Below are 22,753 nucleotides of genomic sequence, written 5' to 3' on the forward strand. Positions count from 1 at the left end.
GCCTGCGATGCTGGCACCTCGGTGATTCAAGTAGACCGAGGTGATGCAATCGCAGGCAAGCCAGCTCCCACAGTTGTTTTGCGTCAACGCAATAATTTGTTGTCCAGCACCACCGACGACTCGCCGATCACACTTTCAGCCAACTGCACAAACTCCGCCGTATTGACGCTGTTCGCACGCATCACTGCCTGTGCCAGATCATCCAGCGAGCGCTTGTTGTGGGTCTTGACGCGGATCTCACGGTCCAGCTCCTGCAACACCAGCACCGCCCGCGCCACGGTCGCACCGTTGACCTGATCGCCGCGCAGGCTGGTCACGCCCTTGCCTTCCTTGGCCAACCGCATCTGGATTGCCGCATAGCGCTCATCGGTAATGCCGCCGGCACGCCGCAGCAGTTCAATGGCGTAATACTCGCCCAACCCTTCGCTGATCCAGTCACTGGTATCGTGGTCTTTAAAACGACCAATCGCTTGCACCACTTCGCGCAGCAACGGGCTGCTGCCGTTTTCGCTGATCAGTGGCGTGCGGCTGTTGAGGTAGATCGAATCGCGCGCCGAGAACGCGCCACGGCGCATCGGGTCGCTGGCGCCAACGATCAACAGCTTGGCCGGGTGGCGCGGCAGTGCGGCTTCCATTTGCGGCCATACGAACGTCAGCAGCGTCAGCACGTCCATGCGGCGCATGGCCTGGCTCTTGGGCGAGGCTACGGTGACTTCGGTTTCACCCAGCCGCACCCGACGGCTGCCGAGGTTACCAGCGAGCATCCAGCCGGTGGGCCGATCGAACAGGCGGGACACATTGTCGATACGAAATTTGTGTTTGCCGACACGCGGCCAGGCGGTTTCGACGCTTTTCCAGCCGGCCGGCAATTCGAACATCAGCCGCGACACCAGCTCAATGCCGTCCTGTTGGTCCAGCCGCGCAGCCGGCACCAGGTCTTCACCGCGAAACAGCGCCCAACTCGGCGTCATCCGCGCCTCATAGACGCCCGCCTTACGCGCATGGGTGAGGCGCACACGGTAGGTCAGGCTGGCTTTGTCGGCGCTGGGTTGCCACAGGCCACGGCTGCCGGTGACCTGCCACTGGCCGTCGGCCTTGAAGTCGCTGTAGTCGCCGTCACGGCCCAAATCGAAGTTCAGGCTGCGCACCGCCGAGCCCTGTGACAGGCTCACGCGTACCTCGGCCTGATCACTCTGGGGCAGCAGTTTGACGTGATAATCGAGGTCGACTTTCTTCGCGCACCACGCCGGCAGGCTCAGTGCCAGCAGCACCAAGGATGCCGCCAGCTGGGTTGCCACCCTCATACACACTCCTTTTTTCAGCCTGCGCGGAAGATCAGGTAATCCTCCCAGTCGTCTTCGGGCACGCTGCCTTCGGCGAGCATGCGGCCGGACTGGGAAATGCGTTCATGGTGCACGGCATCGCGGTCGCCACACACCAAGTGGTGCCACAGCGGCAGGTCCTTGCGTTCGCTGACCAAGCGGTAGCCGCAGGTCGGCGGCAGCCATTTGAACTGGTCAGCCTGGCCCGGCGTGAGCTGGATGCAGTCCGGCACCGAGGCGCGGCGGTTGGCGTAGTCGCTGCACTGGCAGGTTTTGAGGTCAAGCAGTTTGCAGGCGATGCGCGTGTAATAGACGCTGTTGTCTTCTTCATCCTCAAGCTTTTGCAGACAGCACAGGCCACAGCCGTCGCACAACGACTCCCACTCCTCCTGGTCGAGGTGTTCAAGGGTTTTGCGTATCCAGAAAGGTTCGACTTTAGCGGCCATGGCTCTACATCAGTATCGGTAGGTGAAAAGGCCGCCAGTCTAGTGCCCAAGACTCCTGGGGCCAAGCGCTTACGACTGGCGGTGTAACAACACTTGTCAGTCTAGTGGGCGCGCAGTAGCTTTGAAGGCCGAATTGACGATCAGGAACTGCCCATGACACGCGTTGCCGATTATCCGATCCACACCCAGTTCACCGAGCGCTGGTCGCCCCGCGCCTTTACCGGCGAAAGCATCCCGCAAGAGACCCTGCTGAGCTTCTTCGAAGCCGCTCGTTGGGCGCCGTCGGCCTACAACTCGCAGCCATGGCGCTTTCTTTACGCGCGCCGCGACACGCCAAACTGGGAGCGTTTCCTGGGTTTGCTGAATGAATTCAACCGTGGTTGGGCGCAACACGCGTCAGCCCTGGTGATCATTGCTTCAAAAACCGACTTCACCGCCCCAGGCGCCAGCGAAGAAACCCCGGCCTTGTGGCACACCTTCGACACTGGCTCAGCCTGGGGCCACCTGGCACTGCAAGCCAGCCTCAGCGGCTGGCACACCCACGGTATGGCCGGTTTCGATCAGGAGCTGACCCGCAAGGAACTGAAGATTCCAGAAGGTTACGCGCTGCACGCGGCTGTGGCCGTGGGCAAGCTGGGGGATAAGTCGAGTTTGCCGGAGTACCTGCAAGGTCGTGAAGCGCCAAGCCCGCGTAGGCCGCTGAGCGAACTGGTGTCCGAGGGTGATTTCAGCCTGTAAGCCTTGCATAGATCCAATATGTGCGGGCTTGTGTGGGAGCTGGTTTGTGTGGGAGCTGGCTTGCCTGCGATGAAGGCACCTCGGTGAATCAGGTAGACCGAGGTGATGCTATCGCAGGCAAGCCAGCTCCCACATAAGCCCAGCTCACACGTTTAATAGCCCCTTTCGAAGCTGACTTCCCCGCGCAACGCATCCTTGGCCTGATAAGCCCGCAGATTCTGCACAAACAACTCCACCATCATCCCCGGCGACGTCGGCGCGGAACTGTGCCCGGTCAGCAGCAAGCCCCAGGCGGTCCAGAACGGATGGCGCTGCGGCAGTGGCTCCTGACGGCATACGTCGATCACCGCACCCGCCAGGTGGCCTTCTTTTAATGCCTCGACCAAATCGGCATCGACCACCGCCACGCCGCGTCCGACATTGATAAACAACCCGGTCGGCTTGAATTGCTTGAACAGCGCCGCGTCGTACAAATCATGGGTCTCAGGCGTGTTCGGCAGCAGGTTGATCACGTAATCCACCTCGCCCACCAGCCGGCTCAGTTGGTCCAGCCCGGCCACTTCGATAAACGGTGCCTGCTCCCGAGCGCTGCTGGCAACCCCGTAGAGCTTGACGCCAAACGGCAGCAAAAAATCAGCCACGCTTTGGCCGATATCGCCCGTGCCAACCACCAGCACCTTGCGCCCGGCCAGGCTCTGGCCCATGCGGTTGTCCCATTTGCGCTCGACCTGGCTGACCAGCCGCGCCAGCACTTCGCGCTCATGCCCAAGTATATAGGTGAGTACGAACTCGGCCATGACCTGGCCAAAAATGCCGACCGCACGGGTCAGGCGATAGTCGCGCGGCAAGCCATCGGCCAGCAATGGCGTAATACCCGCCCAGGTCGATTGCAGCCATTGCGGCTTGTGGCCCTGGCGCAGCAAGGTGGCGAGCAGGTCCGGCTGGCCCAGCCATACCGGGCAATCGGCGGCCAAGCGCGACAGTTCGGCCGAGTCGCCGCTGGTCAACACCTCAACGTCCGGGGCCGCTTCGCCCAGCAATTGGGCGTAGAGCGGGTGATCCTGTTCAGCAATCAGAACACGCATGGTTCAAACCTTTCAAAAACACTGCAGACGGCCGCCCGCTTCCTTACGGCCACCGCCCATCGAATACGAGTCCATAAAAGAATGTGCCCCGAACGGGGCACTGACCGGTTACATCGGGTCGTTGCGGCGCAGCAGCTCTTCGGGCAAGTGCTCGATGTACTCATCCTCGGCCGGCGGCATTTGCAGGTGGTAGCCCTGCTTGTCGAGGTTTTCCAGGACCACGGTGATGTCCTCGCGCGACAGCTTGCGCTCGGGCGTCAGTATCATTTCGAACGCGAGATGGGCCTTGCCAAAAGCTGCCATCAACGGCTCCGGCACGCGCTCCAGCGCATCGCTTTTGAGCACGTAGAGGTACATCCCGTCTTTTTTCAAGCTGCGATAGATGGAGCAAATACGTTTCAAGGCTGTTCTCCGGCAGTGGCCAGGCTGTCGAGCAGCGCCTGGCCCATCAACTCGCGGCGCCAGCCACGCAGCGAGTCTGGCAATGTATAAGGCCCATCGGGGTAGCCACTTTTAACCAGGGCTTCGAGGGTTTTCTTGCGCAGCATCAGTTCCGGCGCCATTTCCAGGCGCTCGGCCTCGGCCTGGCCCAGAGCACGCAGTTGCTTGATCAACGCAGCGGCATCCACCGGCAGCGGCTCAGGCACGGCGGGCGGCCACTGGTCCATCGACACGCTGGCGGCACGTTTGATCAGGTCCAGCAGGAACTGGCCATCCTGACGCACGGTGCGCGGGTGCATGTCTTCGATCTTGCCCAACGCGGCGAGGTTATCCGGCTGAGACTTGGCCAGGGGCCACAACGAGTGCTCACGAATGATACGGTTGCGCGGCAGGTCACGGGCACGGGCCTGCTGTTCGCGCCAGGCGCACAGTTCACGCAATACGGCGAGCTGGGCACGCGAGAGTTTCCACGCCAGCTTGGCGTCGCGGTACACCTCATACGGGTCGACTTCACGGCGCAGGTTGGCCACCAGTTCGGCGCCGTCATCCAGTACCCAGGCGTATTTGTCATCCGACAACTGCGGGCGCAAGCGCACATAGACTTCGGCCAGATGCACCGCGTCTTCGGCGGCGTAGCTCACCTGCGTCTCGGACAATGGCCGCTGCAGCCAGTCCGAGCGGGTCTCACCCTTGGGCAGCTCGATGTCGAGCACCGCTTGCACCAGGCGCGAGTAGCCCATGGAGAAACCGAGGTTCAGGTACGCCGCTGCCAATTGAGTGTCAAACAACGGCACTGGCAGGCTGCCCGTCAGGCGCAGCAGCACTTCCAGGTCTTCGCTGCAGGCGTGCACCACCTTGATCACCGCCGGGTTCTCCAGCAAGGCGGCCAAGGGTTGCCAGTTGTCGATGGTCAGGGGGTCGATCAGGTAAGCGCGAACGCCATCACCGATCTGGATCAGCCCGGCAATGGGATAAAAGGTGTCGACCCGCATGAATTCGGTGTCGAGGGCGACGAATGGCAACTGCTGCCATTCGGCGCAATGCTGGCCGAGGCTATCGTTGTCGCAGATCCAGTGAATATCGATGGCCACACGGCTCTCCCTTGAAGAATGGCGCGCAGTATATATCGCGAAAGGGACTTGCGAGCATCCGCAGTGCACACACCATCATGAAAACTCTGACAAGAGATGGAGAATAGTCCGACAGGCGGGAGTTAGCCTCTCTTACGCAAAACGTAGACACGCCACAGCTTGGAGGCTGGCAGGAACTCCTGCTGATGGAGGACTTTGAAACCGGCCTGGCGGAATTCGTCCTCCACCGGCGTGCGTGAGTTCACCGAGACGATCACGGTGTCGCGGCTGACACGGTGGAATTCGCGCAACAGCGCCATGCGCGCGTCGCTGCTGGGCACATGGCGAAACAATTCCAGGCAGAAAATGCAGTCCACCGCGTTGGCCGACAGGCCGATGGAAAACGCCGAACCCTGGAACGTTTTGACCCGCTTGAGCAACGCCGCGGGGTGATGGGTGCGCGCATGGTCGAGCATGTCCTGGGAATTGTCCGAGGCCAGGATCACCCGGTTGACGTGTTCGGCCAACACGGGCCAAAACCGGCCGGAGCCACACGCCAGGTCGAGGATCAGCCCCGGTTCGCCGGCCACTTTCAACGCCTGGCGCACCAACCGTTCATCGCGCCAGGCCGCCAGACGCTTAAGCAGCGCGGGCGGACGCGTGTCGCCGCAGACCTGCGCATGCTCACGGTCACAGCGTTCGGCGAATTCGATCTCGATAGAGGATGGAGGTTGTGGCGACATCGCGGGCTCATGTGGGTGGAACGGTGGTGAACGACCTTGAACCGCAGCTTAACCACTGCAACGTGAAAAAAAGGTTGAAACGGTGGTGGCTATGAAACACCGGCGCTCGACTGTGGGAATTTGGTTGGCCGGCGATGGCGGTTTTTCGGGGTACATATCCATTGCTGCGGTAACGGCTGAGTAGGGTTCCGCTCTTACAGCGGGTCACTTTTGCAAGGACGCAAAAGTAACCAAAAGGTCCTCGCCCCAACACTCGGTGCCTCGCTTAGGCTCGGCATGCCCGCAATCCGCCAGTGATTTGGGGGGTCGCCGCGATGGGCCATCCTTGGCCCAGCGCGGCTAAACCGGCATCCCTGCCGGTTTACCCCCCAAATCACTGTCAGATTCCGGCCATCGTGTTTGACGGGGCGATTTCAGATCAAGATCAAGATCAAGATCAAAAGCGCAGATCAAAAGACCGCTGACTTCGTCATCGAAAAGGATGTAAGGGCCAGAGCAACAGCAACAGCAACAGCAACAGCAACAGCAACAGCAACAGCAACAGCAACAGCAACAGCCATACTCGGTCAACTGTGGGAGCTGGCTTGCCTGCGATGGCATCAACTCGGTGTGGCTGATGTACCGAGGTGTCTGCATCGCAGGCAAGCCAGCTCCCACAGAAAAGCAGCTCTTCAGTGTATTCAGATAGGTTTTTGCTTCGCACTTGATCTGGCTTTTGCTTCAACCACTCAGGTCGGCTTTCAGGCCGCCGTGCTGTAGATCTTGATTTTGATCTGAGACGCCCCGTTAACCACGATGGCCGAACGCAGGCTTGAATCCGTGGGTAACCCGGCAGGACGCCGGGTTAGCCGCGCTGGGCCAAGGATGGCCCATCGCGGCGGCCCACGGATTCAAGCCGGAGTGAGGGCACACCGAGCCTAAGCGAGGTGCCGAGTGGTGGGGCACAGACCTTTTGGTTACTTTTGGGGCGTTTGCCAAAAGTGACCCGCTGTAAGAGCGGAACCCTAGGCGGCCGTTACCCAGATAACGGATATACACACCCCCCAGCAGATCACGCCTGATGCAAATACCAACGCCAATCCTGCTCCCCCACCTCACCCATAAACTGCCGATACTCCGCACGTTTCACCGCCAAATAAACGCCGAGAAATTCACCGCCAAACGCCTCCCGCGCCCAGCTTGACCCCTCCAGCGCACGCAAGGTGGTAAGCCAGTCAGTGGGCAGCAATGCATTTGCTTGGGCGTACCCGTTGCCCTCCACCGGCGCCCCAGGGTCACGCTGTTCGCGAATACCTCGGTGAATACCCGCCAAAATGGCAGCAGCCGCCAGGTAAGGATTCGCGTCGGCCCCACAAATCCGGTGTTCGATATGCCGCGAATACGCAGGCCCACCCGGAACACGCAAGCTGACGGTACGGTTATCCACGCCCCAAGTAGCCGCCAGCGGCGCATAACTGTTGGTCTGGAAACGCCGATAAGAGTTGGCGTTGGGGCAAAACATCAGCAACGAATCGAGCAAAGTGCTGAGCATCCCGCCCACCGCCTGGCGTAGCAGCGGCGTGCCATCGGCGGCCTCACTGGCGAACAAGTTATTGCCCTGAGCATCCGCAAGGCTCACATGCATGTGCATACCGGTGCCCGCCAAGTCATCGAACGGCTTGGCCATAAAGCAGGCCGACATCCCATGCTTATGCGCCACGCCCTTGACCAGGCGCTTGTAGCGCACCGCTTCGTCCATGGCCTGCAGAGCATCGGCGCGATGTTCCAGGGTGATTTCCACCTGGCCCGGCGCGTACTCGGAAATCGCCGTGCGCGCCGGAATGCCTTGCAGCTTGCAAGCGCTGTAGAGGTCGGCCAGGAACGGCTCGATCTGCTCCAGCTCACGCAAGCCGTACACCTGTGTCGAGCGTGGGCGATTACCGTCAACATCCCGCGCCGGTTGCGGGCGGCCGTTGCTGTCGGGTTTCTGGTCGAGCAGGTAAAACTCCAATTCCGCCGCCATCACCGGGTAATAACCGTCGGCCTTGAGCCCGTCGATCACCTTGGCCAGCACATGCCGAGGGTCCGCCACGGTGGCCGGCATGCCCTCGGTGGGGTGCATGCTGACTTGCACTGCGGCTGTCGGGATCAGACGCCACGGCATGCGCTGCAAGCTGCCGCTGACTGGGTAGGCGCGGCAGTCGATATCGCCGACTTCCCACACCAGCCCGGAGTTTTCCACGTCGTCGCCGTTAATCGTCAGGCCCAAAATGGTGCTGGGCAACGGGCGACCACTTTCATACACCGCCAGCAGTTCGTCGCGGTGCAGCAACTTGCCGCGCGGTACGCCATTGTTGTCGAGGATAAACAGCTCGAACATTTCGATGTCCGGGTGCTGCTCAAGAAAAGTCTGGGCTTCTTGCAGGCTGGCAAAAACACTCATGGGAACTCTCATACGTTTGCGTCAGGCAGGCGCAGGCGCGCCGCCGGGCAGATGCGCACAGGTGCGCGTCATCCATGGGGCAGATCAACGAAGGAGAGAGGTATCTGGTGGGCGCGCGTGTCGGCAGTGGAACAGCGCCCAAAAGGCCAGCGCGGACGGCAGTGTCGCGAGGTGAGTGTCGGGAGAGCCGTCCATGCGAGATTCACAGTGAGGTAGATGCCCGGCAGCGTCACACGCGCACAAAGGTTGTTCAATTCAGGGTTGACGGAGTTTGGTTGCAGCCTGGCTAAACAATTGCCATCCCCGTGTTTAGCTGGAAATAATGGCGACCCGAGCATGCCCCAAGGATTCGACCGCATGAAAGCGCCCCTGGCCTTCTGTTTACTGGCAAGCGTGACCAGCCACGCCCTGGCCGACTCACGCCTGGACGAGGTGCTGCAAACCGGCACTCTCAGCGTCTGCACCACCGGCGACTATAAGCCCTACACCTCGTTGCGTGCCGATGGGCGCTACGAAGGCATTGATATCGCCATGGCGGAGTCCCTGGCCAAGAGCCTCAACGCCAACATCAGGTGGGTGCCCACCACCTGGAAAACCCTGATGCCGGACTTCCTCGCCCAGCGCTGCGATATTGCGGTGGGCGGTATTTCAGTGTCACTGGAGCGCCAGAAAAAAGCCTTCTTCAGCCAGCCTCTCGGCGTTGACGGCAAGATCCCGCTGGTGCGTTGCGCTGATGTGCAGCGCTACCAGAGCGTCGAGCAAATCAACCAGCCGCAGGTGCGGGTGATCGAACCGGCAGGCGGCACCAATGAGGTGTTTGCCCGCACCCACCTGGGCCAGGCGCAGATCCGCCTGCATGACAACGTGACGATTTTCGACGAACTGCTGGCCGGCAAAGCCGACGTGATGATCACCGACGCCAGCGAAGCGCGCTTCCAGCAAAAACAGAAGCCTGGGCTGTGTGCGGTCAACCCCGAGCGGCAGATGCAATACAGCGAAAAAGCCTTTTTGCTGCCCCGCGACGACGTGGCGTGGAAAAGCTATGTCGACCAGTGGCTGCACTTGAGCGTGGCCACCGGGGTGTATGACGGCATCGTCAATCAATGGCTGGCGGCGCCCTGAGCAGGAGCCGTCTACGCTGTGCTCACATCAACAATAAAGAGGGATCGGTAATGAAGGGATTGCTCCGACTCACCTGCCTGCTGCTGTTGGGTTTCAGCCAGGTGCACGCGGCCACTCAGGATGAGGACGCCCAGGCCGCCAAGGCTCTGCTGGAAAAGGCTGTGACTTACTTCCAAAGCAACGGCGACAAAGCCTTTGCCGCGTTCAGTCGCCAGGGCGAGTTTATCGACCATGATCGCTACGTGTTCGTGGTCGATACCCAGGGTGTGCTCTTGGCCAGCGGCGGGCCTTCCTCTGCATTGATCGGACGTGATGTGTCCGAGGTGCTCGGGCCAGACCTGCAAGCCTCGTTCAAACAGGCACTGACCGTGCCCGAAGGCCAAGGTATCCAACAAGCCGACTACCGCTGGCAGAACTGGAACGACGGCAAGGTTGAGCACAAGCATGTGTTTTATCAGCGCGTGGGTGAACGCATTCTCGCGGTGGGTTACTACTTGCCACGGGCCACGCCGGAGCAGGCCCGGGCGCTGCGCAACAAGGCAGTGGAGGCGTTGAACAAGGATGAAGCGGGCACGCTCAAGGCGATCAATTCATTGCAGGGCGGGTTTCTGCAGGATGATTTGTATGTGTTTGTGGTCGATCTGAACACTGGGCGCTATGTGGCGCATGGAACAAACTTGCGACTGGTCAATACCGACTTTCGCAAGATCAAGGACCCGGATGGCAAGCCGGTGGGTGAGCCGATCCTGAAGCTGATGGCCGAGCAGGATCAGGGCGAATACAAGTACCGCTGGAAGAACCCGGTGACCGACAAGGTTGAAAACAAGCATGCGTACGTGCGCAAGGCCGGGCATTTCATGGTGGCGGTTGGGTACTACAGCCCCTGATCTAAGTTGCAATGCCATCCATTGTGGGAGCTGGCTTGCCTGCGATAGCGGTGGGTCAGCTTGCCTATATGAAACTGAGACACTGCTATCGCAGGCAAGCCAGCTCCCACAGTTTGATCATCGTTGTGTCAGTTAACGTGCTTTGTCTTCACGGCCGCGCAGCACACGATTGGGCATCGCAATCGCCGCCGCCAACCCCAGCAACGACACCGCCGCACTGATCATCAACAGATGCCGGAATGTCACCGCCAGTTCCCCGCGCAAGGCATCCTGCGCAGGCCCTGGCGCGGCGTTCAGGCCATCGAGCAACACATTGCCGGAACTGCCTTCAGCGCCCAGCGCACCGCTGGCCAAATGCGCAAAACTTGAATCTTGTAACAACGCCAGCAGCAACGCCGACATGCACGCCACACCGACCGCCCCACCCAACGAGCGGAACAGGTTAGTGGTGCTGGTCGCCACGCCAATGTCGCGCTGTTCCACCGAGTTCTGCGTGCCGACCAGGGACGTCGGAAACTGCATCCCCGCCGCAATCCCGCACAGCAGCATAAACACCGCCGTGAGTTCCACCGCCTGCGGCGCGCTGTAGGCCATGCCAAGAATCGCCAGCGGGCTCAAGAACGCGCCGGTCAGAATCATCGGTTTATAACGCCCGGTCACCGAGGTCATGCGCCCGGCGAAATAGGCGCCCATCGGCAAGCCCATAGCCAACGGCAGCAAGTGCAAGGCGGCGCTGTCAGCCCCCGAGCCGGTCACCGTCTGATAACGCAACGGCATCAACACCGTCAGGGAAATCGCCTGGAAGCTGGTGAAGAAAATCGTGCACCAGCACAGCACCGCGCTGCGATTGGCGAACAGGTGCATCGGCAACAACGGCTCGCGCGCCCGGCGTTCGTGCCACACGAACACCGTCAAGGCCACCAACGCGCAGGCCAGCAACCCCAGCACTTGCTCGTCACGCCAATGATAACCCTGGCCGATTTCGGTGATGCCCAGCAGCAAGGCGGTCAGGCCGATGATCATCAGCACGGTGCCGAGGTAATCGATAATCGGCTTGCGCTGCGGCACCGGCAGGCCCACCAGTGTGCGGTGCGCCACGTACCAGGCGCCGGCACCCAGCGGCAGGTTGATCAAAAACACCCAGCGCCACGACAGGTATTCGGTCATGTAGCCGCCCAGCACCGGCCCGGCCACGCTGGCCACCGCGTACATGCTGCTGAAATAGCCCTGGTAACGTCCACGCTCACGGGGCGGGATGATGTCGCCAATGATAGCCTGGCTGACCGAGATCATCCCGCCAGCACCGATGCCCTGAAGAATCCGCGCCAGCACCAACTGCTCCATGCTTTGCGCCATGCCGCAAAACAGCGAGGCCAGGGTGAACACACCCATGCCGATCAGCATCATTGGCCGGCGCCCGTACAGGTCGCCGAGCTTGCCGTAGATCGGCACAGCCACGGTCATCGCCACCATATAGCCGGAGATCACCCAGGCCAGCAGGTTTACATCGTGAAACTGCGCGGAAATCGCCGGCATCGACACCGCGACAATGGTCTGGTCCAGGGCGCCCAGGAAGATCGCCAGCATCAAGGCGGCGAGCACACTGCGAACGGCAGGAACGGGCTGAGCGGGTTGGTTGAGGCTGGTCACGGCAGAACCTTCGAGCAAGGCCCGCAGGCAAGGAAGGGCCTGCGGGAATGCTGGATACGATAGCAGGCTACTCGATAGCTTCGTAAGGAAGCCCGACGTAATTTTCTGCGATGGTTTTGCGCCCCGCCTGCGAGTGAATGAAATACTCCAGCTCGCTCTGCGCAATGCGCTGGCTGAAGCCGTCGGCGTCCGGGAACTGGTGCAACATCGAGGTCATCCACCAGGAAAACCGCTCGGCCTTCCACACCCGGCGCAGGCAGATGGCCGAGTATTTTTCCAGCAGGTCCACGCGGCCCTCGCGGTACACCTTGAGCATGATCCGAAACAACGTGCTCACATCACTGGCCGCCAGGTTCAAGCCTTTGGCGCCGGTGGGCGGCACGATATGCGCGGCGTCACCGAGCAGGAACAGGCGCCCGTACTGCATCGGCTCCACCACAAAACTGCGCAGCGGCGCGATGCTTTTTTCGATTGAAGGCCCAGTGACCAATTGCTCAGCCAACTGGCTGGGCAGGCGGGTTTTCAGCTCGGCCCAGAAACGCTCATCCGACCATTCTTCCAGCGGCTCATCGACCGGCACCTGCAGGTAATAGCGGCTGCGGGTCGACGAACGCATGCTGCACAACGCAAAGCCACGCGAATGTTTGGCATACACCAGCTCGTCATGTACCGGCGGCGTATCGGCGAGGATGCCCAGCCAGCCGAACGGATAGACACGCTCGAACACCTGCAATGACTGCGCGGGAATCGACTGGCGCGCCACCCCGTGAAAACCGTCGCACCCGGCGATGTAGTCGCAGTCCAGGCGCACGTGTTCGCCGTCATGTTCGAAGGTGAGCCAGGGCCGATCAGTTTTAAGGTCATGGGGCTGCACGTCGCGCGCTTCGTACAGGGTCACAGCGCCGGCAGCTTCGCGGGCGGCCATCAGGTCGCGGGTGACTTCGGTCTGGCCGTAGATCATCACCGACTGGCCGCCGGTCAAGCCTTTGAGGTCGATATGGGTCAGTTGGCCATCGAGTGCCAACTCAAAGCCGTCGTGTACCAGGCCTTCGGCATCCATGCGTCGGCTCACGCCCGCCTCGCGCAGCAGGTCGACCATGCCTTGTTCCAACACCCCGGCGCGGATGCGGCCTTGCACGTAGTCGGCGCTCTGGCGCTCTAGAATAAGGGTCTGGATACCGGCGTTGTGCAGCAGTTGACCGAGCAGCAATCCGGAGGGACCGGCGCCAATAATGGCGACTTGGGTTTTAAGCGTTTTCATTATTTTTATGGCCCGCAAGCTCCACCCGAACGGATCAGGTGAAAGAGTTGTCATTCATCTTGTTGCTGATCATTTTTCACTTGAGTGGCCGCCATAAGAAGGTGAAAACTGAGACAAAGCCTGCGCTTTTTGCCAATTGGGGCGATTACCGCACCACTATCCTGAGTATCGGATTGAAACCATGACCAAAACTGCCAGTACCGCGATTCCGGTCTTCAAGCTTTACGGAGAAAGCCAGCAATGGCCGACCCCGGATTTGTTGCACTGTGAAACCATTTCCCGACGGAGCCGGGAATACCAGTGGGAAATCCAACCCCACCGGCACGCGGATCTGTGCCAATTGCTGTACGTACACAGAGGCCAGGCGCAGCTGGAAATCGAAGGCCAGCGCACCACGCTCAGCGAAGCCACCTTGCAGGTGCTGCCGCCTTTGTGTGTGCACGGGTTTCGGTTTTCTGAAGATGTGGAAGGTTTTATCGTGACGCTGGCCGCGCCGCTGGTCAGCCATTTGCAGACACAGCTGGGCGCGACGGTGGACGGTTTGGGCAATTACCCGGCCGGCAAGGACAGCGACTACCTCAACAGCCTGTTCGCCCGCCTGCAGGATGAGTACGCCGATGAACAACCGGCCCGCGACATGATGATGCACGCCTTGGTCAGCGTGCTGCTGGTGTGGATCAGCCGCCAGGCGATCCAGCGCCGCCATCCGCGCGCGCCGCGTGGGCGTGAATATTTTCGGCGCTTTACGCAGTTGGTCGAGCAGCATTACCGCGAACACCCGAAGATTGAAGACCTGGCCCACAAGCTGGGTATCTCGGTCTCACACCTGAACGGTACGTGTCGGGAATTGGGTGGGCAGCCTGCCTTGCAGATCATGCATGACCGCCAGTTGCTGGAAGCCAAGCGCTTGCTGACCTATACCAGCATGACCATCAATGAGATGTCGGAGGTGTTAGGGTTTTCCGACCCGACCAACTTCTCCCGGCTGTTCCGTCGCCGGGTGGGGTTTTCGCCCAAGGCGTTTCGCGAGCAACTGAAGGCCGATTGACGCAGGACGCAGGACGCGGAGCGTCCCGGGCTGCATTCCCACGCAGAGCGTGGGAACGATCATCCCACGCGGAGCATGGGAACGATCATCTGAGCGCGCTGAAGCTGCCGGTACGCGGCACACACAGATCCTGATGGCAACTGATCGCAAAGGTCGGTTGCATACGGGTCTGTTCGACCCGGTAGGCGGCCGTGCCGTACAGCGCGGTGGCCAACGCGGACAGGATGAAAATCATCAGGTACTTTCTAATTTTTAGGGTCATGGCACACCTCTGAATAGATCGACTCGGTGCTGTTTAAAGCATAGGTCAGTCAGGGCGAGTTGCCATTATTGGGCGTCATTCAACATCTTTATGTCGGCTTTACAGACCGATATCCCACACCGGTTCTTCCGGGAACCGCAGCACCAGAAAATCCAGCAGGCTGCGCAGCGCCAACGGCATGTGTTTGCGCGAGGCATACACGGCGTAGACATTCATTTGCTGCGGCTCGGCTTCAGGCAGCAGCCGGATCAATTCGCCACTGCGGATGTAATCCCCCGCCTGATAACTGGGCAAGCGCGCCACTCCGGCGCCCGCCAGCGTTACCCGCAACAGCGTGGTGGCCTCGTTGGCGGTGATATTGCCCTGCACCGCCACCGACACTGGCTCGCCGTTCTCGGTGAAGTGCCACAGGCTTTTGCCGAAGTAAGAATGCGTCAGGCAGTTGTGCTCTACCAGGTCGTGGACTTGCCGGGGCTGCGGATGCTCCAGCAGGTACGCCGGTGACGCGCAGATCACCGAACGACACAGCGTGAGCTTGCGCGCGATCAGGTTGGGGTCCAGCTCAAAGCTGGTGCGGATGGCCAGGTCGATACGCTCATCCACCAGGTTCACCGTGCGGTCCAGCATCTGCAGGTCGATGCTGACCAACGGGAAGCGCTTGACGTATTCGGCCACGGCGTCCGCCAGTTGCGCCTGGCCGAAAGAGCTGCTGACACTCAGGCGCAACTGCCCGCGTGGGGCTTCATCCGGCTCACTGACGGCCGCCTGCATGTCACTGCACAGTTCGAGCATTTGCCGGCAGCGCGGCAGCGTTTCACTGCCGGCGGCTGTGAGGCTGAGCTTGCGCGTGGTGCGATGCATCAAGCGCGCACCGACCCAATCCTCAAGTTCAGCCAGGTAGCGCGAGACCACCGGCCGCGACAGGTCCAACTGATCAGCGGCGGCGGACTGGCTGCCCAGGTCAACTACCGTGACAAACACCCGCATTGCTTGAAGACGATCCATGATTTGCACGCTTTTAGAAACAAACTATGTCCAAGCATCGCATTTTTTGTTGTGTTTGGTGCAACTAAGCTCTGTGCATCACTTACCTGCTGCTGGAGCTGCACATGATCTCGGTACTTAAACGATTTGCCCTGGCTTCGGCCGCTCTGGCGTTCGCCGCCCATGCTGCGGCTGCCGACCTGAAGCTGGATGCCTACAACCCTGGCAACTCGGCCATGATGCCGGTCAGCTCGGTGCTGGTCAGCGGTGAAAAAGACCTCATCCTGGTCAACGCCCAGTTCGGCAAGACCCAAGCCGAGCAACTGGTGCAGAAAATCCGCAGCAGCGGCAAACACCTCACCACCATCTACGTCAGCGACGGCGACCCGGACTTCTACTTCGGCCTCGACACCCTGACCGCCGCGTTCCCCGACGCCAAAGTGCTGGCGACCCAGCCTGTGGTGGACCATATCAAGGCCACCGTCGAGCAAAAAATCGCGTTCTGGAGCCCGAAACTCGGCGCCGACAAGCCAAGCAAAGCCGTGATCCCGCAGGTGTTGCAGGGCCATACCCTGACACTGGAAGGCAAAAGCCTGGAAGTGATCGGCCTGGACGGTCCGCAGCCGGAGCGCACCTTTGTGTGGATCCCGTCGATCAAGGCGGTCGTCGGTGGCGTCGTGGTGTTTGAAAACACCCACGTGTGGATGGCCGATACGCAAACCGCCAAATCCCACACCGATTGGCTGGCCACCTTGCAACGTATCCAGGACCTGAAACCGGCCACTGTGATCCCTGGCCACTACCTGGGCACACCGACCGTGCAGTCCGTGGCCTTTACCGCCGACTACATCAAGGCCTTCGATATCGAGACCGCCAAGGCCAAGGACTCGGCTGCGATGATCGCGGCAATGAAAAAGCGTTACCCGAACCTTGAAGACGAAAGCAGCCTGGAACTGGGTGCCAAAGTCGCCAAGGGCGAAATGAAGTGGTGATTGGTTTTAAACCCTAACGTACTGGAGAACGTCATGAGCAAGATTGCAATCATTGGTGCCACCGGCCGTGCCGGCAGCCAACTGCTGGAAGAAGCGCTGCGTCGTGGGCATACCGTTACTGCCATTGCGCGTAATACCGACAAGCTGGCTGCACGCCCAGGCCTTACCGTTAAAAAGGTCGACGCCCTTGATGCGGCTGCCTTGCAGCAAGCGGTGAGCGGCAACGACGTGGTGATCAGCGCGGCGCACTTCGCCACCCTGCCCGCCAGCGCCGTGATCGGCCCGGTGAAAAAAGCCGGCGTAAAACGCCTGCTGGTGGTAGGCGGTGCGGGTTCGTTGTTGTTGCCAGGTGGCGGTCGAGTGATCGACAGCGAGGGTTTCCCGGCTGAATACAAAGCCGAAGCCAGCGCCGGTGCTGAGTTTCTCGACGTGCTGCGTCAGGAAAAAGAACTGGATTGGACCTTTCTATCGCCGTCGGCGGAGTTTGTTGAAACCGAGCGCACCGGCAAATTCCGTCTGGGCCAGGACGATCTGCTGGTGAGCGCCGAAGGCCGTAGCTGGATCAGTTTTGCTGACTTTGCCATCGCCCTGATCGACGAAGTGGAATCGCCGAAGCACTCGCGCCAACGCTTCACCGTCGGTTACTGACTCTGAGGGAACTGGCTTGTGTGGGAGCTGGCTTGCCTGCGATGGCATCAACTCGGTTTAACCGATAGACCGAGTTGCCCGCATCGCAGGCAAGCCAGCTCCCACACAAGCCCGGTTCCCACAGTTGGATACTCAGTGTTAAGACTGGTGTGCCTCGCTCACCAGCCACGCCATCAACGCTTGCAACCCAGCCGAAGGCTCTGTCCCCGGCGGGTACACCAGGTAATAGCCCATCCCCGTCGGCACCCGCAGTTCAAACGGCGTCGCCAGCCGCCCGGCTTTCACATCCTCGCCAATCAGCGCACTGTCGCCAATCGCCACGCCCGAGCCTTGGGACGCCACCGTCATGGCTAAGTCGAGCGTTTCGAAATGATGCCCCTGGGCCAAGTTGCTCAACCGCGTATTCGCCGCTTTTAACCACAACGCCCAATCCCGCTCGTCCCGCGTGGGGTGCAGCAGCACCTGTTGCTGCAAGTCTGCCGGCGTGTGCAAACCGCCGAGTAACGCCGGTGCGCAGACCGGCGTGAGTTGCTCATCAAACAGGTGCCGTGCCTCGGCCGACTGCTCGGCGATGGGCGCATAGATCACCGCCGCGTCAAATTGCTCTCGGCGAAAGTCCACGGTATAGGCCACCGTGGTGGTGAGTTCCACCGGCACCTCCGGGCGTTCCTTTTGCCATTGCATCAGGCGCGGCAGCAGCCAGCGCATCACACAGGTGGAGGCCTTGAGTTGCAGGGTCGCGCGGCGGCTGCCGATCTGCTCCACCGCGTCACCGATCAGGCCGAATACTTGCTGCGCACGCAACGACCATTCACGGCCTTCTTCGGTCAGGCTCAAGCCCCGTGCCTGGCGTTGAAACAGGGCATAACCCAGATGGCTTTCCAGCCCCGCAATTTGACGGCTCACTGCGCCTTGGGTGATGTGCAGTTGCTCGGCGGCGCGGGTGAAGTTGCAGCACTGGGCGGTGACCCAAAACGTGTGCAGCGCGGGCAGTGGTGGAAGGCGTTTCATCGGGGTAAGCCATGACGTGGGAACATGGCTAGTATGACTTTTTATCGATTGTTGCCGCTACGGGCCAGCCGCTCCAATAGCGCCTCGAATCCATAACAAGAGCGACATGTATGGCGACCTGCGGCGAAGTATTGGTCAACCTCCTGGAAAGCTACGGCGTGGACCAGGTGTTCGGCATTCCCGGCGTACACACCGTTGAACTGTATCGCGGCCTGGCGCGTTCCAGCATTCGCCATGTCACCCCGCGCCACGAACAGGGCGCCGGTTTCATGGCCGACGGGTATGCGCGCACCAGCGGCAAACCCGGCGTGTGCTTCATCATCACCGGCCCGGGCATGACCAATATCACCACCGCCATGGGCCAGGCCTACGCCGACTCGATTCCGATGCTGGTGATTTCCAGCGTGCAGTCGCGCAGCCAATTGGGCGGCGGGCGCGGTAAATTGCATGAGCTTCCGAACCAGAGCGCGATGATCGCCGGTGTGGCGGCGTTCTCCCACACCTTGATGTCGGCGGCAGAGTTGCCTGGCGTGTTGGCGCGGGCGTTTGCGTTGTTCCAGGCCGGGCGACCGCGCCCGGTGCATATCGAAATCCCGCTGGATGTGCTGGTGGAGAATGCCGATGCATTGCTGGGCAGCGAACCGGTCAGCGTCGCCCGCGCAGGCGCGGCGCCGTCGGCGGTCAAGCAGATGAGCCAGTTGCTCGCAGCGGCCAAACGCCCGCTGATCCTGGCCGGTGGCGGTGCCATCGACGCCGCGCCGCAGCTGACGCGCCTGGCCGACACCCTCGGCGCACCGGTGGCGCTGACCATCAATGCCAAAGGCATGCTGGCATCGACCCACCCGCTGCTGATCGGCTCGACGCAAACCCTGCTCGCCACGCGTGCGCTGGTTGCTGAAGCCGACGTAGTGCTGGCCATTGGCACCGAGCTTGCGGAAACCGACTACGACGTGACCTTCGCCGGCGGCTTCGAGATCCCCGGCGCACTGCTGCGCATCGACATCGACCCCGACCAGACTGTGCGCAACTACCCGCCGCACGTGGCATTGGTGGCGGATGCGCAAATAGCCGCCGAAGCCTTGCTGGCCGAATTGGACAAAACCCCATTGCCTGCCCGCAACGGCGATTGGGGTGCTGAACGAGTCGCACGTTTGTGGGCCGAACTGGCGCCCAACTGGGACGCGGCCACGCGCGCGCAAACCCTGTTCCTCAACACCGTGCTGCAAGCGCTGCCCAACGCTGTGCTGGTGGGTGACTCCACCCAGCCGGTGTACAGCGGCAACCTGACCCTGAACCTTGACCACCCACGCCGCTGGTTCAACTCGTCCACCGGCTACGGCACCTTGGGCTACGCCCTGCCCGCTGCGATCGGTGCCTGGCTGGGCCGAGGTGACGGCCAGCCGGTGGTGTGCCTGATCGGCGACGGCGGCCTGCAATTTTCCTTGCCGGAACTGGCCAGCGCGGTAGAGGCGCAGGTGCCAGTGATTGTGCTGCTGTGGAATAACCAGGGCTATGAAGAGATCAAGAAATACATGCTCAACCGCGCCATCGAACCGGTCGGTGTGGACATCTACACCCCGGACTTTATCGGCGTAGCCAAGGCCTTGGGTTGCGCCGCAGAACGTATCCAGGGCATCGAGCCTTTGCGCAGCGCGTTGCGCGCCGCCGCGGATCGCCAAGGGCCGACACTGATTGAAATCGACCAAGGGCTGTGGATGCGGGAGGTAGCCGTATGAACGCAGTCTTGAACGGTGTGTTTATCAATGGCCAATGGCAGGCGGGCCATGCGGTGCTGGAGGTGATCAACCCGGCCACCGAAGCGACCTTGGCCCACGTCAGCGTGGGCGATGCCTCGGCAGTGCAGCTGGCGGTCGACGCGGCCAGCGTGGCCTTTATCGATTGGTCGAAAAGCAGCGGCCGTGATCGCGGCGCCCTGTTGCGCAAGGTCGCCCAAGGTGTGAGCGAGCAGCGTGAACAGCTGATGCAATTGCAGTCGAGCAACAACGGCAAGCCACTGTTTGAAGCGGGTATTGATGTGGATGACGTGATCGCCACCTTCGAATACTACGCTGGCCTTTGCGACGCGATGGACGCAGGACAAGACTGCAAGGTGACATTGCCCAGCGACGATTTCAGCGCACGCCTGCGCCGTGAACCGTGCGGCGTGGTGGGCCTGATTGTGCCGTGGAACTTCCCGATGGTGACCACCGCCTGGAAGCTTGCTCCCGCGTTGGCGGCCGGTTGCTGCGTGGTGCTTAAACCGTCGGAAATCACGCCCCTGGCGGAGCTGCAGTTGGCGCGGATTATTGCCGAGGCCGGCTTCCCGGCAGGGGTGTTTAACCTGGTATGTGGCACCGGCCTTGCGGTCGGTGCACCGCTGGCGGCGGACCGCCGTGTGGCGAAAATTTCCTTCACCGGCAGCAATGCGGTGGGCGTGCAGGTGATGCAGCGCGCCGCCGAAACCATCAAGGGTGTAAGCCTGGAACTGGGCGGCAAATCCTCGTTGCTGGTGCTGGCCGATGCCGACCTTGACCTGGCGGTGGAGCTGGCCTGTGGCGGTGGTTTTTTCAACGCGGGGCAGATCTGTTCGGCCACCAGTCGCGTGTTGGTGGCCGACAACCTCGCGGATGAATTCCTGCGGCGTTTGCAGGTGCGGGCTGAAGGGATTCGCGTGGCGGACCCGTTTGCCGAAGATGTGGAGATGGGCGCGCTGATCAACCATGCGCAGTACCAGCGGGTGCTGGGGCATATTCAGCGCGGCATCGATGAGGGCGCGCGGCTGTTGTGTGGCGGCGCCCGCCCGGCGAACCTGGAAAAAGGCTTTTTCATTCGCCCAACGGTGTTTACCGACGTGCCATTGGGCAGCGCCTTATGGAATGAAGAGATCTTTGGCCCGGTGCTGTGTGTACGACGTTTTGCCACTGAAGCCGAGGCCATCGCGTTGGCCAACGACAGCGATTTCGGCCTGGTCGCCAGTGTGGTGAGCGCCAACGCCGAAGCCGCCGAGCGCGTGGCGAATGCCTTGCAGGCAGGCCTGGTGTGGATCAACGCACCGCAGGTGATCTTCCCGCAGACGGCGTGGGGCGGTTACAAGCAAAGCAGCATCGGCCGCGAGCTGGGGCCGTGGGGGTTGGCGGCGTTTCAGGAGATCAAGCATGTGATTCGCGCCGTTTAACGATCGTAATGATCGTTCCCACGCTCCGCGTGGGAATGCCTCAATGGACGCTCCGCGTCCACTCTTGGGACGCGGAGCGTCCTGGGCTGCGTTCCCACGCGGAGCGTGGGAACGATCAGTCATGCGCAATTTTTAGATAGCCCCAGCGACTTTCTGATTTGCCCCGCTACCCCGCCCATGGCCTGATTCGCCCTTGTTCACTCAAGGCCCACCCATGGAAAACGTTCAGGCAAAACCCACCACCGCCGTGTGGCTGATGATCAGCGTGGTGCTGGTCGCGCTTAACCTGCGCCCGTCAATGGCCGCCGTCGGCCCGCTGTTGTCGTCGATTCGCGGTGATGTGCCGTTGAGTTTCAGCAGCGCGGCCTTGCTGACCATGCTGCCGGTCATGGCCATGGGCCTGGCGATGTTTTTTGGCATGGCCCTGGCCAAGCGGTTTGGCGAGCACCGCAGCATTGTGGTGTCGCTGGTGGTGATCGGCCTGGCCACTCTATCGCGGTTGTTTGTGGATTCGGCGCTGGAGCTGATCGTCAGCGCAATGGCGGCCGGTGTGGGTATCGCGCTGATCCAGGCGTTGATGCCGGCGCTGATCAAGTCGCGCTTCAGTGACAATGTTTCGCTGTTCATGGGCCTGTACGTCACCGCAATCATGGGCGGCGCAGCGCTGGCGGCGTCGTTCGCACCATTCGTGCAAGTGCAGACCGGCAGCTGGCGCATCGGGCTGGCGATCTGGGCAGTACTGGCATTGCTTGCCCTGGTGTTCTGGTACGCCCAGCGCGCGGCGCTGCCGCCATTGCCCCAAGCCGGGCCCGGCAAACAGGCGTCGTTTTTCGGCAACCGCCGCGCCTGGTTGCTGGCGGTCTTTTTTGGCCTGGGTACGGCGTCCTACACCTGTGTGTTGGCGTGGCTGGCGCCGTACTACGTGGAGCAAGGCTGGAGCGAACAGAACGCCGGTTTACTGCTCGGTTTTCTGACCGCAATGGAAGTGGTCTCCGGCCTGATTACCCCGGCCATCGCTAACCGCCGCCAGGATAAACGTGGGGTGGTCGCCGTGTTGCTGGTGTTGATCATCTTCGGCTTCTGCGGCCTCATTCTCAGCCCGCAACACCTCAGCCTGCTGTGGCCGTGCCTGCTCGGCCTGGGCATCGGCGGCCTGTTCCCGATGAGCCTGATCCTGTCCCTTGACCACCTGGACAACCCGCGCCGCGCCGGCGGCCTGACTGCCTTTGTGCAAGGCATCGGCTACCTGATTGCTGGCCCGTCGCCACTAATTGCCGGCATGATCCGCGATCAACTCGGCAGCTTCGAATGGGCCTGGTGGTCACTCACCGGTGTGATTGTGCTGATGCTGCTGATCGTTACACGCTTCAATCCAAAGCATTACAGCCGACATATTCAGTAACGTCGTGTTGCCAACATTTTATGTCCCACACCAAACATAGAAAC

At 61.3% G+C, this 22,753-nt stretch carries 22 protein-coding genes; 10 read left to right on the forward strand and 12 right to left on the reverse strand.

All coding sequences use genetic code 11. From position 1 onward, the window contains the following. Positions 1 to 83: 83 nt before the first annotated feature. Together P5706_RS24710 and P5706_RS24715 are read right to left on the reverse strand one after the other, a co-directional pair. Positions 84 to 1,304, reverse strand: coding sequence for a hypothetical protein (locus P5706_RS24710; protein ID WP_285682401.1), 1,221 nt, complete (start codon positions 1,302 to 1,304; stop codon positions 84 to 86). A gap of 14 nt (positions 1,305 to 1,318) precedes the next feature. Beyond that, positions 1,319 to 1,768 (reverse strand): YcgN family cysteine cluster protein, encoded by a 450-nt coding sequence (locus tag P5706_RS24715; protein ID WP_138816255.1) that lies wholly within the window; start codon positions 1,766 to 1,768, stop codon positions 1,319 to 1,321. 153 nt (positions 1,769 to 1,921) lie between these two features. Here P5706_RS24715 and P5706_RS24720 point away from each other — a divergent pair, with 153 nt between their 5' ends. Next, entirely contained in the window at positions 1,922 to 2,506 is a 585-nt protein-coding gene (locus P5706_RS24720; RefSeq protein ID WP_017137385.1) for a nitroreductase family protein, read from the forward strand. Positions 2,507 to 2,658: 152 nt separating this feature from the next. Here P5706_RS24720 and P5706_RS24725 read toward each other — a convergent pair whose 3' ends face one another. The 4 genes from P5706_RS24725 to P5706_RS24740 all read right to left on the reverse strand — a co-directional run bounded on the left by P5706_RS24725 (position 2,659) and on the right by P5706_RS24740 (position 5,845). After that, positions 2,659 to 3,591, reverse strand: coding sequence for a D-2-hydroxyacid dehydrogenase (locus P5706_RS24725; protein ID WP_285682404.1), 933 nt, complete (start codon positions 3,589 to 3,591; stop codon positions 2,659 to 2,661). Positions 3,592 to 3,699: 108 nt separating this feature from the next. After that, a complete protein-coding gene (locus P5706_RS24730; RefSeq protein WP_056857316.1) occupies positions 3,700 to 3,993 on the reverse strand; it encodes a YcgL domain-containing protein in 294 nt (97 codons plus the stop codon). Then, positions 3,990 to 5,123, reverse strand: a complete 1,134-nt coding sequence (gene rnd / locus P5706_RS24735; RefSeq protein ID WP_200430567.1) for a ribonuclease D — start codon at positions 5,121 to 5,123, stop codon at positions 3,990 to 3,992. Before rnd ends, P5706_RS24730 begins: the two co-directional genes overlap by 4 nt. A gap of 122 nt (positions 5,124 to 5,245) precedes the next feature. Then, positions 5,246 to 5,845, reverse strand: a complete 600-nt coding sequence (locus tag P5706_RS24740; protein ID WP_285682407.1) for a class I SAM-dependent methyltransferase — start codon at positions 5,843 to 5,845, stop codon at positions 5,246 to 5,248. A gap of 399 nt (positions 5,846 to 6,244) precedes the next feature. On the opposite strand from P5706_RS24740, the gene P5706_RS24745 reads away from it, so the two are divergent. Then, entirely contained in the window at positions 6,245 to 6,604 is a 360-nt protein-coding gene (locus tag P5706_RS24745) for a hypothetical protein (RefSeq protein WP_285682410.1), read from the forward strand. Between the two features lie 292 nt (positions 6,605 to 6,896). Here P5706_RS24745 and P5706_RS24750 read toward each other — a convergent pair whose 3' ends face one another. Further along, positions 6,897 to 8,267 (reverse strand): glutamine synthetase family protein, encoded by a 1,371-nt coding sequence (locus P5706_RS24750; RefSeq protein ID WP_285682412.1) that lies wholly within the window; start codon positions 8,265 to 8,267, stop codon positions 6,897 to 6,899. A 357-nt stretch (positions 8,268 to 8,624) separates the two neighbouring features. Here P5706_RS24750 and P5706_RS24755 point away from each other — a divergent pair, with 357 nt between their 5' ends. Then, positions 8,625 to 9,389 carry a transporter substrate-binding domain-containing protein gene (locus P5706_RS24755; protein WP_285682414.1) on the forward strand — a complete coding sequence of 255 codons (765 nt, stop codon included), beginning with the start codon at positions 8,625 to 8,627 and terminating at the stop codon, positions 9,387 to 9,389. A gap of 50 nt (positions 9,390 to 9,439) precedes the next feature. Further along, on the forward strand, positions 9,440 to 10,276 hold the full coding sequence (locus P5706_RS24760; protein WP_200430594.1) for a cache domain-containing protein: 837 nt from the start codon (positions 9,440 to 9,442) through the stop codon (positions 10,274 to 10,276). 132 nt (positions 10,277 to 10,408) lie between these two features. Here the strand turns inward: P5706_RS24760 and P5706_RS24765 are convergent, their stop codons facing one another. Both P5706_RS24765 and pobA read right to left on the reverse strand, forming a co-directional pair. Next, positions 10,409 to 11,926: an MDR family MFS transporter gene (locus P5706_RS24765; protein WP_200430595.1), complete on the reverse strand. Its 1,518-nt coding sequence runs from the start codon at positions 11,924 to 11,926 to the stop codon at positions 10,409 to 10,411. 67 nt (positions 11,927 to 11,993) lie between these two features. Next, positions 11,994 to 13,187, reverse strand: coding sequence for a 4-hydroxybenzoate 3-monooxygenase (pobA, locus tag P5706_RS24770; RefSeq protein ID WP_285682417.1), 1,194 nt, complete (start codon positions 13,185 to 13,187; stop codon positions 11,994 to 11,996). Between the two features lie 181 nt (positions 13,188 to 13,368). Here pobA and P5706_RS24775 point away from each other — a divergent pair, with 181 nt between their 5' ends. Next, positions 13,369 to 14,235: a helix-turn-helix domain-containing protein gene (locus P5706_RS24775; RefSeq protein ID WP_285682419.1), complete on the forward strand. Its 867-nt coding sequence runs from the start codon at positions 13,369 to 13,371 to the stop codon at positions 14,233 to 14,235. Positions 14,236 to 14,320: 85 nt separating this feature from the next. Here the strand turns inward: P5706_RS24775 and P5706_RS24780 are convergent, their stop codons facing one another. Both P5706_RS24780 and P5706_RS24785 read right to left on the reverse strand, forming a co-directional pair. Beyond that, positions 14,321 to 14,497, reverse strand: coding sequence for a hypothetical protein (locus P5706_RS24780; RefSeq protein WP_167353682.1), 177 nt, complete (start codon positions 14,495 to 14,497; stop codon positions 14,321 to 14,323). 99 nt (positions 14,498 to 14,596) lie between these two features. After that, a complete protein-coding gene (locus P5706_RS24785) occupies positions 14,597 to 15,502 on the reverse strand; it encodes a LysR family transcriptional regulator (RefSeq protein WP_200430598.1) in 906 nt (301 codons plus the stop codon). Positions 15,503 to 15,606: 104 nt separating this feature from the next. Here P5706_RS24785 and P5706_RS24790 point away from each other — a divergent pair, with 104 nt between their 5' ends. Together P5706_RS24790 and P5706_RS24795 are read left to right on the forward strand one after the other, a co-directional pair. Next, positions 15,607 to 16,473 carry an MBL fold metallo-hydrolase gene (locus P5706_RS24790; RefSeq protein ID WP_285682423.1) on the forward strand — a complete coding sequence of 289 codons (867 nt, stop codon included), beginning with the start codon at positions 15,607 to 15,609 and terminating at the stop codon, positions 16,471 to 16,473. Between the two features lie 33 nt (positions 16,474 to 16,506). Next, positions 16,507 to 17,121, forward strand: coding sequence for an NAD(P)-dependent oxidoreductase (locus P5706_RS24795; protein ID WP_285682425.1), 615 nt, complete (start codon positions 16,507 to 16,509; stop codon positions 17,119 to 17,121). 138 nt (positions 17,122 to 17,259) lie between these two features. Here P5706_RS24795 and P5706_RS24800 read toward each other — a convergent pair whose 3' ends face one another. Further along, positions 17,260 to 18,132, reverse strand: a complete 873-nt coding sequence (locus P5706_RS24800; protein ID WP_200430600.1) for a LysR substrate-binding domain-containing protein — start codon at positions 18,130 to 18,132, stop codon at positions 17,260 to 17,262. A 110-nt stretch (positions 18,133 to 18,242) separates the two neighbouring features. Here P5706_RS24800 and P5706_RS24805 point away from each other — a divergent pair, with 110 nt between their 5' ends. The 3 genes from P5706_RS24805 to P5706_RS24815 all read left to right on the forward strand — a co-directional run bounded on the left by P5706_RS24805 (position 18,243) and on the right by P5706_RS24815 (position 22,709). Then, complete coding sequence (locus P5706_RS24805) at positions 18,243 to 19,868, forward strand: 5-guanidino-2-oxopentanoate decarboxylase (protein WP_285682427.1); 1,626 nt, start codon at positions 18,243 to 18,245, stop codon at positions 19,866 to 19,868. Next, positions 19,865 to 21,307: an aldehyde dehydrogenase family protein gene (locus tag P5706_RS24810; RefSeq protein ID WP_285682429.1), complete on the forward strand. Its 1,443-nt coding sequence runs from the start codon at positions 19,865 to 19,867 to the stop codon at positions 21,305 to 21,307. The genes P5706_RS24805 and P5706_RS24810 overlap by 4 nt, the downstream gene beginning before the upstream one ends. Positions 21,308 to 21,521: 214 nt before the next feature. After that, a complete protein-coding gene (locus P5706_RS24815) occupies positions 21,522 to 22,709 on the forward strand; it encodes a cyanate transporter (RefSeq protein ID WP_285682431.1) in 1,188 nt (395 codons plus the stop codon). Positions 22,710 to 22,753 lie beyond the last annotated feature (44 nt).

It is taken from the genome of Pseudomonas sp. ChxA, assembly GCF_030263855.1.
Taxonomy (GTDB): Bacteria; Pseudomonadota; Gammaproteobacteria; order Pseudomonadales; family Pseudomonadaceae; genus Aquipseudomonas; species Aquipseudomonas fluorescens_CB.

Bases quoted from the DNA above. Each gene is read 5' to 3' on its own strand.
- P5706_RS24710 (WP_285682401.1), bottom strand. From the start codon at position 1,304: ATGAGGGTGGCAACCCAGCTGGCGGCATCCTTGGTGCTGCTGGCACTG.
- P5706_RS24715 (WP_138816255.1), bottom strand. From the start codon at position 1,768: ATGGCCGCTAAAGTCGAACCTTTCTGGATACGCAAAACCCTTGAACAC.
- P5706_RS24720 (WP_017137385.1), top strand. From the start codon at position 1,922: ATGACACGCGTTGCCGATTATCCGATCCACACCCAGTTCACCGAGCGC.
- P5706_RS24725 (WP_285682404.1), bottom strand. From the start codon at position 3,591: ATGCGTGTTCTGATTGCTGAACAGGATCACCCGCTCTACGCCCAATTG.
- P5706_RS24740 (WP_285682407.1), bottom strand. From the start codon at position 5,845: ATGTCGCCACAACCTCCATCCTCTATCGAGATCGAATTCGCCGAACGC.
- P5706_RS24750 (WP_285682412.1), bottom strand. From the start codon at position 8,267: ATGAGTGTTTTTGCCAGCCTGCAAGAAGCCCAGACTTTTCTTGAGCAG.
- P5706_RS24755 (WP_285682414.1), top strand. From the start codon at position 8,625: ATGAAAGCGCCCCTGGCCTTCTGTTTACTGGCAAGCGTGACCAGCCAC.
- P5706_RS24760 (WP_200430594.1), top strand. From the start codon at position 9,440: ATGAAGGGATTGCTCCGACTCACCTGCCTGCTGCTGTTGGGTTTCAGC.
- pobA (WP_285682417.1), bottom strand. From the start codon at position 13,187: ATGAAAACGCTTAAAACCCAAGTCGCCATTATTGGCGCCGGTCCCTCC.
- P5706_RS24775 (WP_285682419.1), top strand. From the start codon at position 13,369: ATGACCAAAACTGCCAGTACCGCGATTCCGGTCTTCAAGCTTTACGGA.
- P5706_RS24780 (WP_167353682.1), bottom strand. From the start codon at position 14,497: ATGACCCTAAAAATTAGAAAGTACCTGATGATTTTCATCCTGTCCGCG.
- P5706_RS24785 (WP_200430598.1), bottom strand. From the start codon at position 15,502: ATGGATCGTCTTCAAGCAATGCGGGTGTTTGTCACGGTAGTTGACCTG.
- P5706_RS24790 (WP_285682423.1), top strand. From the start codon at position 15,607: ATGATCTCGGTACTTAAACGATTTGCCCTGGCTTCGGCCGCTCTGGCG.
- P5706_RS24795 (WP_285682425.1), top strand. From the start codon at position 16,507: ATGAGCAAGATTGCAATCATTGGTGCCACCGGCCGTGCCGGCAGCCAA.
- P5706_RS24800 (WP_200430600.1), bottom strand. From the start codon at position 18,132: ATGAAACGCCTTCCACCACTGCCCGCGCTGCACACGTTTTGGGTCACC.
- P5706_RS24805 (WP_285682427.1), top strand. From the start codon at position 18,243: ATGGCGACCTGCGGCGAAGTATTGGTCAACCTCCTGGAAAGCTACGGC.
- P5706_RS24810 (WP_285682429.1), top strand. From the start codon at position 19,865: ATGAACGCAGTCTTGAACGGTGTGTTTATCAATGGCCAATGGCAGGCG.
- P5706_RS24815 (WP_285682431.1), top strand. From the start codon at position 21,522: ATGGAAAACGTTCAGGCAAAACCCACCACCGCCGTGTGGCTGATGATC.